This window comes from Clostridium coskatii, from assembly GCF_001675205.1.
GTDB lineage: Bacteria > Bacillota > Clostridia > Clostridiales > Clostridiaceae > Clostridium_B > Clostridium_B ljungdahlii.
The window spans coordinates 24,630-40,030 of record NZ_LROR01000029.1 but is presented as its reverse complement, the minus strand read 5'-3'; the positions used below and the strand labels follow the sequence as shown (position 1 = coordinate 40,030).

The 15,401-nt window shown below is 34.8% G+C and carries 12 protein-coding genes and 1 tRNA gene; 3 read left to right on the top strand and 10 right to left on the bottom strand.

From position 1 onward, the window contains the following. Positions 1 to 526: 526 nt before the first annotated feature. Both CLCOS_RS21740 and CLCOS_RS03230 read left to right on the top strand, forming a co-directional pair. A tRNA-Sec gene (locus CLCOS_RS21740) sits at positions 527 to 623 on the top strand. 718 nt (positions 624 to 1,341) lie between these two features. Further along, positions 1,342 to 2,448, top strand: coding sequence for an FAD-dependent oxidoreductase (locus tag CLCOS_RS03230; protein ID WP_063601939.1), 1,107 nt, complete (start codon positions 1,342 to 1,344; stop codon positions 2,446 to 2,448). Between the two features lie 116 nt (positions 2,449 to 2,564). On the opposite strand, the gene hcp is transcribed toward CLCOS_RS03230, so the two are convergent. Next, positions 2,565 to 4,268 (bottom strand): hydroxylamine reductase, encoded by a 1,704-nt coding sequence (hcp, locus tag CLCOS_RS03225; protein ID WP_063601938.1) that lies wholly within the window; start codon positions 4,266 to 4,268, stop codon positions 2,565 to 2,567. A 456-nt stretch (positions 4,269 to 4,724) separates the two neighbouring features. After that, positions 4,725 to 4,979: a hypothetical protein gene (locus tag CLCOS_RS03220; protein WP_013239370.1), complete on the bottom strand. Its 255-nt coding sequence runs from the start codon at positions 4,977 to 4,979 to the stop codon at positions 4,725 to 4,727. A gap of 408 nt (positions 4,980 to 5,387) precedes the next feature. Between CLCOS_RS03220 and CLCOS_RS03215 the strand changes: the two genes are divergently transcribed. Then, positions 5,388 to 5,831: a GNAT family N-acetyltransferase gene (locus CLCOS_RS03215; protein ID WP_013239369.1), complete on the top strand. Its 444-nt coding sequence runs from the start codon at positions 5,388 to 5,390 to the stop codon at positions 5,829 to 5,831. Positions 5,832 to 6,204: 373 nt separating this feature from the next. On the opposite strand, the gene CLCOS_RS03210 is transcribed toward CLCOS_RS03215, so the two are convergent. From CLCOS_RS03210 to CLCOS_RS03175, 8 genes are all read right to left on the bottom strand, one after another. Further along, positions 6,205 to 8,793, bottom strand: coding sequence for an ABC transporter permease (locus CLCOS_RS03210; RefSeq protein WP_063601937.1), 2,589 nt, complete (start codon positions 8,791 to 8,793; stop codon positions 6,205 to 6,207). Beyond that, a complete protein-coding gene (locus tag CLCOS_RS03205) occupies positions 8,790 to 9,473 on the bottom strand; it encodes an ABC transporter ATP-binding protein (protein WP_013239367.1) in 684 nt (227 codons plus the stop codon). The genes CLCOS_RS03210 and CLCOS_RS03205 overlap by 4 nt, the downstream gene beginning before the upstream one ends. Positions 9,474 to 9,555: 82 nt before the next feature. After that, a complete protein-coding gene (locus CLCOS_RS03200) occupies positions 9,556 to 10,545 on the bottom strand; it encodes a sensor histidine kinase (RefSeq protein ID WP_013239366.1) in 990 nt (329 codons plus the stop codon). Continuing rightward, positions 10,532 to 11,218: a response regulator transcription factor gene (locus CLCOS_RS03195; RefSeq protein WP_063601936.1), complete on the bottom strand. Its 687-nt coding sequence runs from the start codon at positions 11,216 to 11,218 to the stop codon at positions 10,532 to 10,534. The genes CLCOS_RS03200 and CLCOS_RS03195 overlap by 14 nt, the downstream gene beginning before the upstream one ends. Beyond that, on the bottom strand, positions 11,215 to 11,409 hold the full coding sequence (locus CLCOS_RS03190) for a transposase (RefSeq protein WP_013239364.1): 195 nt from the start codon (positions 11,407 to 11,409) through the stop codon (positions 11,215 to 11,217). Before CLCOS_RS03190 ends, CLCOS_RS03195 begins: the two co-directional genes overlap by 4 nt. A 101-nt stretch (positions 11,410 to 11,510) precedes the next feature. Continuing rightward, the gene (locus tag CLCOS_RS03185; protein WP_063601935.1) at positions 11,511 to 12,245 is read right to left on the bottom strand and encodes a hypothetical protein; all 735 of its coding nucleotides are present in this window, start codon (positions 12,243 to 12,245) and stop codon (positions 11,511 to 11,513) included. A gap of 6 nt (positions 12,246 to 12,251) precedes the next feature. Continuing rightward, positions 12,252 to 14,486, bottom strand: coding sequence for a hypothetical protein (locus CLCOS_RS03180; protein ID WP_013239362.1), 2,235 nt, complete (start codon positions 14,484 to 14,486; stop codon positions 12,252 to 12,254). Continuing rightward, positions 14,487 to 15,365 carry an ATP-binding cassette domain-containing protein gene (locus CLCOS_RS03175; protein WP_013239361.1) on the bottom strand — a complete coding sequence of 293 codons (879 nt, stop codon included), beginning with the start codon at positions 15,363 to 15,365 and terminating at the stop codon, positions 14,487 to 14,489. Positions 15,366 to 15,401: the final 36 nt, after the last annotated feature.

Sequence of the window (15,401 nt, the reverse complement as noted above, 5' to 3'; positions counted from 1 at the left end):
TTTATAGAGAATGCAGATATGATAGGAATTATACATACTATATATATTAGAACATCTTGATAAGTCTAATGAGGCATCTACTCTTTTAAGAAAGATGGTTAAAGGAGGAGAGTTAGGTTTTAAGAGCAGTAAAGGATTCCAGAACTGGGATCGAGAGCAAGCTAAGTAATCAAGCGAAGGACTAAGAGAGTACTTGTTTAAAGTATTATATAGAAAGAGTTAAATAAGTGCACCATAAAATTCTATCTTGTGTAAAATAACGAAAATTGATGAACAATCATGTAACCAGGAGGATATTTTAATGGAGTTTAATCAAATAGAAGCATTGATATTTCAAATATAGATGTGTATTTTGAAGTGAACAATCTAGATGCACTTTATAAGTTTGTAAAAGTAAACAGCTTAATTATATTATAGCTGTATCATAAAATATGATACAATTAATAACATAAAGTGATAAGAAAATAGACGAAAAATGTTGACATAATAAATGGTACATCTTATAATACTTTGTGTAATTAAATATGGGAGTAGATAGGTTCTGGTGTTCCTGGCGGTCTTCAAAACCGTTCTGCCGTGCTAAGACCATGACGGGTGGGTTCGATTCCCACATATTCCCGCCATTAATAGGATAAAAGGATATTTAGTAAATTTGTAAAGTTTACTAAGTATCTTTTTATTTAGTAGAAATTTAAAACTTTTTTAATCCCCAAAACATCCATTATATATTTTAATGTGAATGTTATACAATAATAAAATTAACTAAAAGAAAGAACACCCTATTTTAGAAGAAGGATGTTGACAACGAAACAAGAAAAGTATGTTAGAAAATGCTGCATACAGAAAGGAACGTCCATCAATAGTGTTGCTAGAAAAACAGGACATGATTGGAGAACGGTTAAGAAGTGTATAGAGAAAGAGGATTATAATCAAAAAGTCACATTTTACCTTTACTCAAAATAACTGTAAAGAAGAAACTACTTCCACTTGGTTAATTGCAAATGGTAAAACTTTTGAGCTAGCTGAAAAAGGCTATTTTGCTAAGAAAAAAATTAAAGAGGATATCAACTAGTTGCCCGCCTTTACTGGTGAACATTCTGAAACAGCAGCAATGTTTTTAGATTCTGGAAACACCCATTATACTGATCAATAAAGAATACTTAAAAATAAAATATAATAAACAAAAAATAATTTTATTTGGGCATTCCTGGTGAACTATTTTAGAAAGTATATTTATAAAAAAATATCCGAAAGAAGTAGCCTATTATATTGGAGTAAGATGATTTATTTTGTATACAAAATTTATAAGTTGCAAAAACTATATAATAGGAGGTGCTTTCTGTGAAAATTGCTATTTTAGGTGCTGGGATGTCAGGCTTGTCTTGTGCAATAACATTAGAGAAACATGGAATTATACCAACAATTTTTGAAAAAAGAAATTGTGTTGGAGATAGATTTGTTAATGCTGAAGCAATGTTTAGTTTACTAGATAGACCTATTAAAGATTCTCTGCATTTTCTCTCTAAGAATTATGATATACATTTGAAACCAATAAATGCTGTTAATAAATTGGTTGTCCATTCAAAAAAGCAAATAGGGAGTATTGATGGAAAAATCGGATACACAAATGTTAGGGGAAGGCATGAAAATTCATATGAATGTCAACTAGAGAAACAATTGATGACAAAAATTAATTTTAATTCAACTTGTGAATATGAAGAAGCATGTAAAAATTTTGAGTATGTAATATTAGCAACAGGAGATGGGGAATATGCTTCACATTTAGGAAATTACAAGTGTGATCTTACATTTACATTAAGAGGTGTAACAGTTGAGGGTAAATTTGCTACAGATATTTCCCATGCATGGTTCAATTATGACATCATACCTAAAGGATATGCATGGATTGTACCATTTTCTGAAAAAGAAGCTAATATTGTTATAGCTTACCCTGACTATCCTGATAATATAAAATTAGATATAAATACAATATGGGAAAGATTTTATAATTTAGTTTGCAAAGATTTAGATCAAAAATTTAGAATAACAGATAAGTTTGAGATTACAAAATATATGACGGGAATATGTAATGTACCCAAGGTTGATAATACTTATTTTGTTGGGAATTGTTTTGGAGCTCTTTCTCCTGGATTAGGATTTGGGCAATTTGCATCAATACTTACGGGGATATATTCAGCTTATGATATATGTGGAATAGGAAAATATGAAAAACTTGTTAAACCCTTATTTAAAAACTATAATCACTCCCTTGTTTTAAGAAGGTTCTTGGAAAATTTAAATGACAAGGATTTGGATTTTGCAATTAAAAATTTAGATAATAAATTAGTACATAAAATCATCGATACAATATGTAGTACTGACAGTAAAATTGATGTACTTCAAGGGATGACTCCATTAATGAAATTATGGAATAAGTATAATTTTTAATAAGAAAAATAGAAAAAACTGTTAGCCAGATATCTACATATCTGGCTAACAGTTTTTATGATAACTTCTCCACCATATCGTAAATAGAGCCATTTTACTTATATGAATTTATAATCTTAGATTTCCATAAACTTCTTAATATCATTTTCAACATCAGTTATTCCACCTATTCCAAAGTTATCCACTAATACCTTAGCAACATTTGCTGAAAGGAACGCAGGAAGCGTTGGTCCTAAGTGAATGTTCTTAACACCTAAGTGTAATAATGATAATAATACTATTACAGCTTTTTGTTCATACCAAGCTATATTATATGATATAGGTAACTCATTTACACTCTTCAATCCAAATACTTCTTGAAGCTTAAGTGCTATAACAACTAATGAATATGAGTCATTACATTGTCCTGCATCTAATACTCTTGGAATTCCACCAATATCACCTAAATTCAATTTGTTATATTTATATTTAGCACAACCTGCAGTTAATATAACTGTATCTTTTGGTAACTTTGAAGCAAATTCTGTATAGTAATCTCTTGATTTTGCTCTTCCATCACATCCAGCCATCACAAAGAATCTCTTTATAGAACCTGATTTAACAGCTTCTACAACCTTATCAGCTAAAGCTAAAACTTGATTATGAGCAAATCCACCAACTATTTGTCCTTTTTCTATTTCTGTAGGTGCACTGCATTTCTTGGCCATTTTTATAACCTTAGAAAAATCTTTTGTTCCATCAGCTTTAACTTCTATATGGCTACATCCTGGCATTCCCGTATCACCTGTCGTAAATAATCTATTCTTATAGGTATCTTTTGGTATAACTAAACAATTTGTAGTCATGATGATTGGGCCATTAAATTTTTCAAATTCTTCTTTTTGCTTCCACCATGCATTACCATAATTTCCTGCAAAGTGCTTATACTTTTTAAATTTAGGATAGTATTGTCCGGCAAGCATTTCACCATGAGTATATACATCTACTCCAGTTCCTTCTGTTTGTTCCAGTAACATTTCTAAGTCTTTTAAGTCATGTCCTGAAATTAATATTCCTGGATTACTTCTAACTCCAATATCAACGGTTGTTATTTCAGGATGTCCATAACTTTCAGTATTAGCTTTATCAAGTAATGCCATGCCATCTACACCAAATTTACCTGCTTCAAGTGATAAAGCTACTAGATCATCAACAGTTAAGCTGTCATCTATTGTAGCTGACAATGCTTTTGCCATAAATGCATGAATCTCTTCACTATTGTAATTCAAATTCATTGCATGCTTCATATAAGCAGACAATCCTTTTAATCCATAAGTGATAAGTTCTCTTAAGCTTCTTATATCTTCATTTTTTGTTGCAAGAACTCCAACTTTTTCAGCTTTTGCATCAAATTCTATAGTATTATCAGCTGTCCAAACTGCTGCATCTGGCATAATCATCTCTGTGGTTTGTATTCCAAATATCTTCTTGAAAAAGCCACCAGTTACTTTTACTTCTCCAACTTTACCGCCAGCACTAATTACTTTAGATTTTAAATTTTCTCTTATTTTTAAAGTTTCTTTTACCTTGCCTAAAATAAAATTTCTGTGAAAGTTAGCATTTGTAATCGTTGTAAATAAATTTTCTACTATAACTTTATCAACATTGCTGTCTTTAACTCCAACTTTTCTTCCTTCATTGCTTACAATAGCTAATCCCTTAGTTACATATATTAATAAGTCTTGAGCTTTTGCAACATTTTCATTCTTACCACAAACTCCTACTTTAGTACACCCCTTGCATCCAGCTGTTTCTTGACATTGATAACAAAACATTGACATTTAAGAATTCCACCTTTCACCTTAAAATTTATACCTACGAATTTAGTACTTTCTTTGCTATGATTATATATTACTAAAATACTGTAATTTAATCTGTAACAATAGTTACAAAATAAAAAATAACAAATATAAGATTAAAAGAGATTTCAAAAATATAGCCAATTTCCAGGTAAAAAAGGATGATATAGAGAGGAGAATAGAATGAACTGAAAATTATCAAATTAGATATACAGTATGTGTTAACATTTCTATTTAACGTAACACTTAAAAAGTAAATAATTTACTTAAACGCCGTATTACTTTAAAAATCTTATAGCGTTTTTATGTTCGTAAATCAAAGATTATATTCAGCTCTTTGTATTGAAATATATAGGTAAAATTAGTAGTTCCAAATGTATAATTAATACCCTATATTGTTAAAACAACATAGGGTATTAAGATTATATTTAAAAGGCTTTATCCTTTTATACTTGTTCCAAGACTTGAAATAATTCCTGCAACTGGTTGCACAAGTTGATTGATTTGTGGTGCAGTTAATGGGGTAGAAGAAGTCAGTCTAACACAAGGAAGTTCGAGTGTTAGATTAAGGCCCAAAAGTACGATGTTTATTGGACAAGGAATAGAAATACAAAGTATTTCATTTCCAGTGCAACATCCTGATGGACACGTAGATTGTTGAGGTTCAGCAGTTTGCTTGAGGTCCTCTTTCATAATATCGCCTCCTAATTCTCAATAATTATAATATGGCAATATTGGTAAAGTGTGAATATGTTTGCTTAATTACCTATATGGCAAGCATGCATAAAATGAAAGCTACTGGATAAAGCAAGATTATATTACAAGAATTTTAGGAAGAAGATATACCTGCAGCACTAAGAAATCCAATTGAATGTCCAGACTAGTTCTTTTATTGTTGAACAATAGTTAATTTTATGATATCATGTATATTAATTAAATAATATGATGCTTATTCTTATCCCCGGGTAAGGATATTAAGAAGCACTGAATATATTCCATTAGGGCCTTTTTAAGGAGGAATAATATTCAGTGCTTTTGTGTTTATTAGAGGAGGTTAAGCATTATATTAAAATCTAATATTATATATATGGAGGTAATTTAATGAATTGGAACATTAAAAAGTTTAATCAATTTAAGGTCGAAGAAGTATACAAAATTTTAGCATTGAGAAATAAAGTATTTATTGTAGAACAGGAATGTGCATACCTTGATTGTGATGATAAAGATTTAAATTCATATCATTTATTTTCTGAAGAAAATGGAGAAGTAGTTGCATACTTAAGAATTTTGGAAAAGGGAGTTTCTTACGATGAAATATCAATAGGAAGAGTAGTCGTAAAAAGAAATTATCGTGGTAAAGGAATTGCAAGAGAAATGCTGTTGAAAGCTATTGAATTTATAGAAAATACTTTAAAAGAAGATACTATAAAAATTCAAGCACAGGCATATTTACTTAATTTTTATAGTAGCCTTGGCTTTAAAGCAGTTTCAGAAGAATATCTAGAGGATAATATCCCACATATAGATATGTTATATAAAAAATAAATTATGTTTTCAAATATAGCTACTATTAATTTATCAAAATTTGAGGAATACTCCTGTCTTCTATAAGCTATGCATTGCACACATTAATGGTAATTAATTACCATTAATGTGTAAAAAAACAAACTCATAGATAAATTGAACATTTTATATAGCTTAATTGGAACATACTGGTGTAAATTGATGCTTTAAAGCTCTTTTTACATCTCAAAACTTTATAATTAATCTGCAATTAATTGGTATTAATTTCTTGGCGGATACTCAAAAATCCGTATTCCATAAGGCTTGAACAGCTTACCAATTAAATTCCAAAGTTATGTGCAATGTATAGCCTGAAGAAGTGGGGATTTTTTATCAAGTGAATATCGGCTTTGAATCAATCCATGTCATCCCGAAGTGCGTCAATAATATTTTCTTTCTTTATTTTTCTAATAGAATACAGCATTGTAATGAACACTATAAATAAAACGCCAAATATACTGATTCCGATACTGGCCCACGGCATCACAAAGCTTCCACTTTCACTGCCGTTCATTTCTTTGTGCATGAACCATGAGAATATGATTGCCAGGGGAAGCCCGAAGATCAGCGCCTTCATGCCATAAAAGATACACTCGAAATTCATCATCTTTTGGAAATCGTGGTCGGACATTCCCACAGAGCGAAGCATGGCAAGTTCACGTCTGCGCAGCTTGATATTCGTGGAAATTGTGTTGAACACATTGGCAACTGCAATCAGCGAAATCATAATTATAAAAGCATAAGAGAACACATCGGCAATGAATATCATATTGCGGCTCTGATCAAGCGCTCCAGACATATTCAAAAGGATGTACGGGGTTGTAATTCCCATATCCTGAACTATCTCTTTCATTTTATCCGATGACTTCGATGGATTCTTTGACTGAAATGTCATGCCCTTAGTTATAATATCTGCAGGAGTACCAGTGGCATTAAATTTTTCCTTGAGTGAATATGGGGCAGTTACATAAATTCCACCTGATTTTTGTTTTATGTCTGTTAAGATAGGAGGTGTATCAGGCGGCATAAAATTGTTCATAAATGTAATACCTACATTATATCCCTGTTTCATCTCCGGCTTGCCATTTGTTTCGGGAAAAATGGTAAAATTGGTGACAGAACTCTTGAACACATTTGGAATTTGGCTGGCCGTTTTCTGATTGTCGTGGCTGTCCACTTTGGCAACGCCGATTAATTTCGCATTTTGTCCGGTATATTTATCTGCGGGCAAACCTAAACTTTTGACAATCTTCAGATAGGTACTGTCATCTAAAAATTGGATTTGCACTGGCAGATTCACCGTTTCGTTCGGCGAATGTGAACCTTCCGACTTCTTGTAAGCGTCTGAAAGATCACTGCCCTTGGCAGCACAGAAATAATTCATAACAACTTGATACGAACTTTCGTCAACACCATCGACGTTTCTTAGTTCATCGTAAAGTTGCAGCATTTCGCTGTCTTTCATATCATGTGTGCCAAAACCGACATCACTATTAGTAACCTCTTTTGCACCCGCCGACACCTGTTTCAAATCTATTACCATGGCACTGGTCGATATAAATAACACTACACTTAAAACAAGTGACAGCACAATGCTGCGATAACGCTTTTTGTTCCTCTTAAAGTTCTTTAATGCAAGAGTTCCCTCCAATCCATAAATACGCTCCACAAGTTTTGACGTTTTCACAGCTTTTGATTCGACTTTGACATCATTCGTCTGGCGAATACACTCCATAACTGGCATATTGGCAGCCTTGCGAGCTGGAATATCTGCCGAAATCAGGATTGTGATCATGCTGGTCACTACTGCTGCAATGATTGCGGGAGCGGACACTGTCAATGTCAAAGGTACATTGGCGAAAAGAACGTTTGCGAAGTTTTTGGCGACAATACTAATCGCAAGTTTGATGCTGGCTATACCAATGATAACACCAATTGGGATACCAATAGCACCAATACAAAGTCCCTCAAACAGCACTGAATGGCGCAGCTGCTTTGGGGTGGCTCCCACCGATGAGAGAATCCCGAATTGGTGTGTGCGCTCGTTCAAGGAGATGTTGAATGAATTATAAATCAGAAAAATAGAACCAATCATAATTATGATGAGTACAATGGCACCGGCTGAGTACAAAAATGCATTGAACACCTTATCGCTTTGATCGTTTGAAAGAGCAATGAAACGCAGCACATCACTATTAAAGATGTAAGCATGACCTTCAGCTGCATTTTTTGCATAAGTATGAGTCTCAAACGGTTTTTTTAGCGTGACAAACAAGCTGAGATTGTTTGCTGTGTCTGCTGCATCTGCAGTTGTAATTGCGGTATATCCAGGTGCAGAATCTTCATCAAAGTGAGGCGTTTCGCAGAAACCGACCACTGTATAAGTTTTCTCTGTTTTGGGCACAAGAGTTTCTTTCCCGGAAATGTAAGGGTCATGTTGACCAAGACTTTTGTTTCCATTCATGCGGCTTCCAATAGCAAGGGTAAGCGTGTCACCCACACGTAACTTAATGCCATCTTTTATTACAACTCTCTCAGGAACAACAATCTCTCTGTTGTTTTTTGGCAACCTGCCGGCACACAATGTGAGGGGAAGAGCATTAAATGTTTTCTTGCTGAATCCGGCGATAAAAAAATACGGTTTGCTGTGAATTTTTCCACCATTAAGTTTTGCGTAGCCAATATTTTTAAATGATGTGGTGTTTGCAACTTTGTTGTTACTTGCCTGCTTAGCTGCGAAAGAAGAATCCACATCCTCAAATTTGATGTGCCAGCCGCCGTATTTGTGAGCCTCACCGTTTGACATATAGTTCAGCAGGGAAACGCCAAAAGTGACGACTGCCGTAATCAAGGCAGCAGACAGTACAACTCCGATAATCGTTACAATTGTTCGTGTGCGGCTCTTTTTCATGCCTTGCAGGGTAACTTTGTTGAAAATGTTCATGGTCTCACCTTCTCGTCTCTCACTACTTTGCCGTCTGATATGCCGATAATGCGGTCTGCTTGCAAAGCAATATTTTCGTCATGTGTAACAACAATAAGTGTCTGATTATATTTTTTATTGCTTTCTTTAAGCAGCTTTATAATTTCATGTCCATTTCGGCTGTCCAAACTACCCGTTGGCTCGTCGGCAAGCATGACCGCCGGAGCGTTCATCAAAGCACGTCCTATGGAAACACGCTGCTGCTGACCGCCTGAAAGCTGATTGGGTAAATGTGTTTCTCGTCCCTTTAGCCCAAGCAATTCCAGCAATTCATTCAGCCTCTTCTTATTGACCTTTCGTTTGTCCATCAGTATAGGCAATGTGATGTTTTCAACAACATTCAGAGTGGGAATGAGGTTGTGAAACTGGTAAATCAGTCCAACCTGACGCCTGCGGAAGATGGCAAGTTTTTCATTGTTCTGGGCATATACATCCTGACTCTCCAAATATATCTTTCCGCTTGTTGGCACGTCCACACCAGCGATAGCATGCAGCAAAGTGGATTTACCAGAGCCAGAGGAACCGATAATTGAAGTAAATCCTCCTTTTTCTATTGTAAGTGAAACATGGTCAAGCGCGGTAACCTGATTTTCACCAGTGCCGTAGACCTTGCATAAATTTTCAATTTTTAAAAACTCCATTATGTGAGCCTCCCTTTTCATGTTTTACCTATATAATAGAACTCTCAACTTACATCTATGTGACTTTAAGGTGAGAGATTCGTCACTTTGGGAAACGAAGGTCAAACATGGCGCCGCCCTGCGGGTGATTTTTGGCGGTAATCGTTCCGCTCTGACGTGTTATAATCATTTTGCAGAGAGCGAGTCCAATCCCGTATCCTGTGGCACTTGAGTTTTTCCCACGATAGAACCTGTCAAACAGGCAGGGTAAATCTCCTTTTTCAAAGCCTGCACCGCTATCGTGGATGATAATTTCGGTAAACAATGGGTTGTCCGTGCAGACAATCTCAATCTTCCCATTATCCCCTGCACTTTCCATGCAATTTTTGATGATGTTTTGAATTGCTTCCGAAAGCCAACCAGAATCACCCTGAATGATTATCCCTTTCGGTACGTCTATTTGTAAAGCAATATCGTGCAGTTCCATTTGGATCAAAAACGGGTGAATCGCAGCGTTTATCAAAGTATTTACATCTATCTGTTCAGCTTTAAAAACCACAATGCCTGCGTCCAGGCGGGATAATTTGAGAAGGGAAGTAAGTAGCCAATCCATATGTACAAACAATTCCTTTGTTTCCCGTATCAATGCTTTCCGTTCATTTTCGTCAGGGTTATTCTCTAACAATGATAGAATGAGGTTTACGGATGTGAGAGGAGTGCGGAGTTGATGAGCTATGTCGGCCAGTGAATCAGCAAGATGTTCTTTTTCTTTTTTCAGTGCATCATTTTGCTCCCGAATACGCAGCGTCATTTTTGTTATCTCGCTTTGCAGAATGGAAAGTTCGCCCTCATCTAATTCACCAATATACAGGTGATCAGCATTATGAAGCACAATATCAATTTGATCTGAAATTTGCGCAATGCTTTTATATCGAGCTTTGGTAAATGCAAAAAACGCTATTCCAAAGGCGGTGGCAGAAGCAATGGCAAGAATTCCAGCTGCCGCATTAATTGCAAATCCCAGCGTCACAGCGGCGGCAGCTATTAAGGAGAACAAAATGGCAAACTTTCTAAACTCTCTATTCCGAAACATACCCGCCCCCCAATCTATATCCAGTCCCGCGAACGGTCAGAATTATTTGCGGGCTTGCTGGGTTGTTCTCTATCTTCTCACGCAGGCGTTTAATGTACACGGTCAATGTATTGTCATTGACAAACTCGCCCGCAGCGTCCCACAATTCGTCAAGCAGTCTGCCCCTCGTGATAATACTTTTGGGGTTGTTAATAAACACCAGAAGTAAGCGGTATTCTAAGGCTGAAAGAAAAACTTCGCTGTCGTCCTTTTTCACGACGCCACTTGCCATATCGATATGAAGCCCACAGACTTCAAAAGCCGATGGAGAACGTCCGCTTTTTCGCAGGGCAGTTCTGATTCGTGCAATCAGTTCACGCGGACGAAAAGGCTTGGTAATATAGTCGTCGGCACCCATGTTTAGCCCGGTAACAACACTCGCCTCATCACCAGAAGCAGTTAGAAAGATAACGGGAACATCCTGTATTTCTTTGATTTCCGTGCAAACCGTAAAGCCATTTCCGTCAGGCAAAGAAATATCTATAAGTGCTAGGTCAAATTTATTCCCAGCAAGCATGGCAAGGGCATTACTACGCGTAGGTGCGTGAGTGACTGTAAATCCCTCCGAGCGGAGCAAAAGCACAAGGTTTTTAGCAATTTCCTTATCGTCCTCAACCAAAAATATCTGCTTCATTTATTTTCACCATCCTTTGCTTTACTGCTCCTATATCGTCCGTCAGCCGGTTTTTCAGCGTGAGCAGGAACAAGCCATGTATTTCCCATTTTTTCAGCTCCCTTAATCCGTCCAGCAGAGCAATAGTACACTACCATTCTGTCTGTGATTCCCCAATCTTTAGCTGCTTCTTTTGTTGTTATATAATCCACGTATAGCACCTCCATAATTTTATTATATTTCCTTTAACGGAAATATACAAGCTGAGTATAAATGACATTAAAACTATTTTGGTTGCATACATACTAACTTTTTAAGCTTTTCCAGAAAGCTTCTTAAATGAAGCCGCATATAAAACCATTCCTACTAGAGTAAATATAAGTCTACTCATTATAAAATTCAAATGCAAACTAAAAATAGGTTCTCCGAGACTATCAACAGATATAACTGTAGGCATATAAGTCACATACCCTTTGGCGAAAATATCAATAAAAGGTGCGCTGTTAAAACTTACAAGTGACAAAATCAAAACAATTGGAATCCAAGCATAAAGCAAGGTTTGGCTTTTGCTGCCCAAGAACATACTGGTTCCAAGAACAAACACAAAAGTAGGAAGTAATATTATTAACATTGGTAATAAAAAATTTTGAAAACCTGCAAAATTAAATGTTGTCTTGTAAAACACAAAACTTATGAAAATGCAGCATATGGCAATAATTAAGTAAGAAATAGACAGAGCTAAACTTTTTGTAGCCAAATATTTTTTCTTTGGTAAAGACGTACATGAAGTAATTTCTCTTACTCTTTGTTCATTTCTAGAAAAAAGTCCTGTACAAGAAAGCATTAAAATTAATAACATAATTGTATTTATGTCACACAAAAACTTGCAATAACTCCATTTTGAAAAAGGTGCTGTACCAGAAACACCTTGTATTATTTCTGTATAGAGGTCAATCACCGAAAAGAAAAGTGCAATTATGAAAGTTATTACAAATATCCTTGAAAAAATTATTCTCTTTAGTTCGTATTTAAGAATTTTTGTATCCATTGACCACTACCTCCTTTTAGCACCAGTAATATTTAAAAACTCAGAAAAAGATAGTTTTTTATCTTTTTTACCATAATATTCTTGGTAAATAACTTTCATGGAATTAAAATAATTTTCTTCACCAATGTTATTATAAACATTGTAAATTTCAAGTGGTGCCAAATGATACATTTTATCATCCTTTAAAATTAATGTAACGAAATACTTTGGAAATATTGATAGTTTGTTCATGTATTCAGGATTTCTTTGATAAAAGTTTCGATTCAATTTATTTGCTCCTTCTTTCCACTTTTTCACCAATAAATTTTCTGCATAGTCTTTTCCAAATTTGTTTTTCAAGAATAAATAAGTGCTAAAATCCGCAAAAGCTTCACTTGACCATTCATCGTGATTTTTATCTATTTGATTAAGGCTGTTTGGGTTAGATACATCTATCCCAGTGCCCCACCATTGATGAGCAATTTCATGCGTGAGCAAAGCAAAGGTGTCAGAAGAAGATGCTGTGGATGATTCCACGTTGGATTTTTTCTTTAAACAATCTTCGGAAACATAAGAAATATTTCCGTTTTGAAATCCACCTCCGCCTTGTACTCCTGATGTTACGACTACTTTAAGACTATCTTTGCCTAGTGATCCAAATTTTTCTGAAAAGAATGAGAATATATCAAGTGTGTCATTTCCTCTGGATTCAAATTCTTTTCTCGCAGCCAATGGATAGAAAAACTCCACATTTGTGCCCTGTGCTTTTCTTTCAAATATTCCATATCGTCCAGCTGTCAAAGATAGGTCACTTAGTTTATCCCAAGAAAAACTCCAAGTAGTAAAACCATCCTGCTCAGAAATTTTGCGATTTTTTTCTCCCTGAGTTATGACTGTAAACTTTGAATCCATTTTTATTGTTCCTTCAATAATCCTATCCTTTTGTTCAACACAAACAACAGGAGCAATGTCCGTGGTGCCATTTAACCTTACATAATTTTTGCTTATTCCTTGGGAAAAATCTTTAGTTGTACTTTTGGCTTTCGGTGTACCTGAGTATCTTATGCTTAATTTAGTTTTAGTGTTTCTTGGAATGCTTATTTCAAAAACGTTGTTAAGTTTTGCACTGCTCAAAACCTTGGGCGAAACCTGTATACAACTTATGTCTTTGTTGCCTAACTTGATTTCACTAATCTGATAACCATCTGCTAATTCAAAATATACATTTTGAGGCTTATCAGTTCCGTTTTGCAGCTCCTCACAATAAGCTCCACTAGCACAATTTTTATCTTTTTCTATCTTAAGATCTACAAACATATTTGAAGTTCCTATAACATTAGTGTTTACAGGCGTTTCTTTTTTACCATTAATCAATACTGACACCACATCCGTAAGCGAAATTGATTTGAAAATCGGTTCATTTTGAAAAACAAAAAATGCTCCAAAAAGAGAAACCAAAAAGCAAATTGGTATGAGCTTATATTTTTTACAGTTTTTAAAGATAGATTTAAATAATCCTTTTTCATAACATCTATGGCACAACATACCGAATAAAAATATGGACATAGCTACCGATAACCCAAAGAGCCTATTCCAGAGCATTCCCAAAACGATATTACCGCTTCCGAAATTTTCGGAAAGTCCACTAGCACCTGTCTGAACCCACATATATTGATAATTGATATTTCCTGTTAAAAAACTAAAAAGCACCGCTAAAAGCATAATAATGCAGGTTATATTAACGTTCCTAAATATAAGATAAAATCCTGCGGTCATAAGAATTGTTAGCACAATGGAGCCAAAAATTATTAAGGTGTAACTGAGCAGGAAATAACTAAAATCGGTTAGACTGCCCACGTTAAATATATAGTGAGGAATCATAATTATCATTGAACCCACTGTTGAAATAAGACCGGCACACATTAAGCCTGCAATTTTGGTTAAATTTATCTTTATAGAACTTGATATTGGCTCAATTATATAATTGACTCTAAACCTAAGTATTTTGTCAAACTCAAAAACTGTTAGTGCCGTAAACGCAAAAGCTCCAATTACTGCTCCTACCTTTGCAGGAAAAAGTATAGTTTGAGATAAAAGAGTAGAGCTATTTATTCCAAGCATCATACTGCTAATATCTTCGCTAATGTAGGTTGAAAGTAGTACACCAATCAAAGGAAAAACTGACGTTAGCAAGATTATTATTTGAGTAAACTTTGACTTCAGAATTCGCTTTGTTTCATAGGTAAAAAATGTATTTCTCATTTAATGAACACCCCCATTGTGTATGACGTATGTATACGCATCTTCAAGGGTAGGCTCGATAAGTGGAATAGAGCTTTCTATTTCTTTGCCGATAACACGACAGGAGATGCCATTACCAGTAAACAACTTAGATGTGATTTTGTACTTACCTCCAATTCTTTTTTCTAAAGTCTCGTTATCTTTTTCCTCAACAAAACCAACATGTCCGTGTACAGCTTTTATTAAATCCGGCGAAGTTCCATCAAATAAAATCGTACCGTTATTAATGATTATAATTCTATTGCAAATGGCTTGTATATCATCGATGATGTGAGTAGAAAGTAACACTATCTTGTCATTTGCAGTCTGTGAAAATACATTTCTGAAATTAATTCTTTCTTCTGGATCAAGTCCAACTGTAGGTTCATCTAAAATTATAAGTTCAGGATTTCCAAGTAATACTTGTGCTATACCAACACGCTGCCTCTGACCGCCTGAAAGAGTTTTAATTTTGAAATTTCTTTTTTCTTGCAAATCAGTCCTTTCAATAGCTTGCCCAATAATACCTTTCACGTTGTTTTTAATTTCTTTTAATGCACACATGTAATCCAAAAACTCATAAACTGTTAATTCATCATATAAACCAAAACTTTGCGGCAAATACCCAAGCTGATTTCTGAGTTCTTTTTCGTATTTTTGGATTGGTCTACCATCAACAATTATTTCGCCGGCCGTCGGTATTATCTTCGATATCAATAGTTTCATAAAGGTACTTTTCCCAGCACCATTAGGACCCAAAAGGCCTATAAAATTTGGACTCTTCATCTCCAAACTAATGTCGTTTAGTGCCTTTTTCCCTGTTTTGTATGTCATACTCACATTTTTGATACTAATTTTCATAAATGCTGTTACACCCCTTTTTCATGTTTTACCTAT

Excerpts from the sequence above, each read along its gene's own strand:
- hcp (WP_063601938.1), bottom strand. The coding sequence starts at position 4,268 with ATGTCAATGTTTTGTTATCAATGTCAAGAAACAGCTGGATGCAAGGGG.
- CLCOS_RS03220 (WP_013239370.1), bottom strand. The coding sequence starts at position 4,979 with ATGAAAGAGGACCTCAAGCAAACTGCTGAACCTCAACAATCTACGTGT.
- CLCOS_RS03215 (WP_013239369.1), top strand. The coding sequence starts at position 5,388 with ATGAATTGGAACATTAAAAAGTTTAATCAATTTAAGGTCGAAGAAGTA.
- CLCOS_RS03210 (WP_063601937.1), bottom strand. The coding sequence starts at position 8,793 with ATGAACATTTTCAACAAAGTTACCCTGCAAGGCATGAAAAAGAGCCGC.
- CLCOS_RS03205 (WP_013239367.1), bottom strand. The coding sequence starts at position 9,473 with ATGGAGTTTTTAAAAATTGAAAATTTATGCAAGGTCTACGGCACTGGT.
- CLCOS_RS03200 (WP_013239366.1), bottom strand. The coding sequence starts at position 10,545 with ATGTTTCGGAATAGAGAGTTTAGAAAGTTTGCCATTTTGTTCTCCTTA.
- CLCOS_RS03195 (WP_063601936.1), bottom strand. The coding sequence starts at position 11,218 with ATGAAGCAGATATTTTTGGTTGAGGACGATAAGGAAATTGCTAAAAAC.
- CLCOS_RS03185 (WP_063601935.1), bottom strand. The coding sequence starts at position 12,245 with ATGGATACAAAAATTCTTAAATACGAACTAAAGAGAATAATTTTTTCA.
- CLCOS_RS03180 (WP_013239362.1), bottom strand. The coding sequence starts at position 14,486 with ATGAGAAATACATTTTTTACCTATGAAACAAAGCGAATTCTGAAGTCA.
- CLCOS_RS03175 (WP_013239361.1), bottom strand. The coding sequence starts at position 15,365 with ATGAAAATTAGTATCAAAAATGTGAGTATGACATACAAAACAGGGAAA.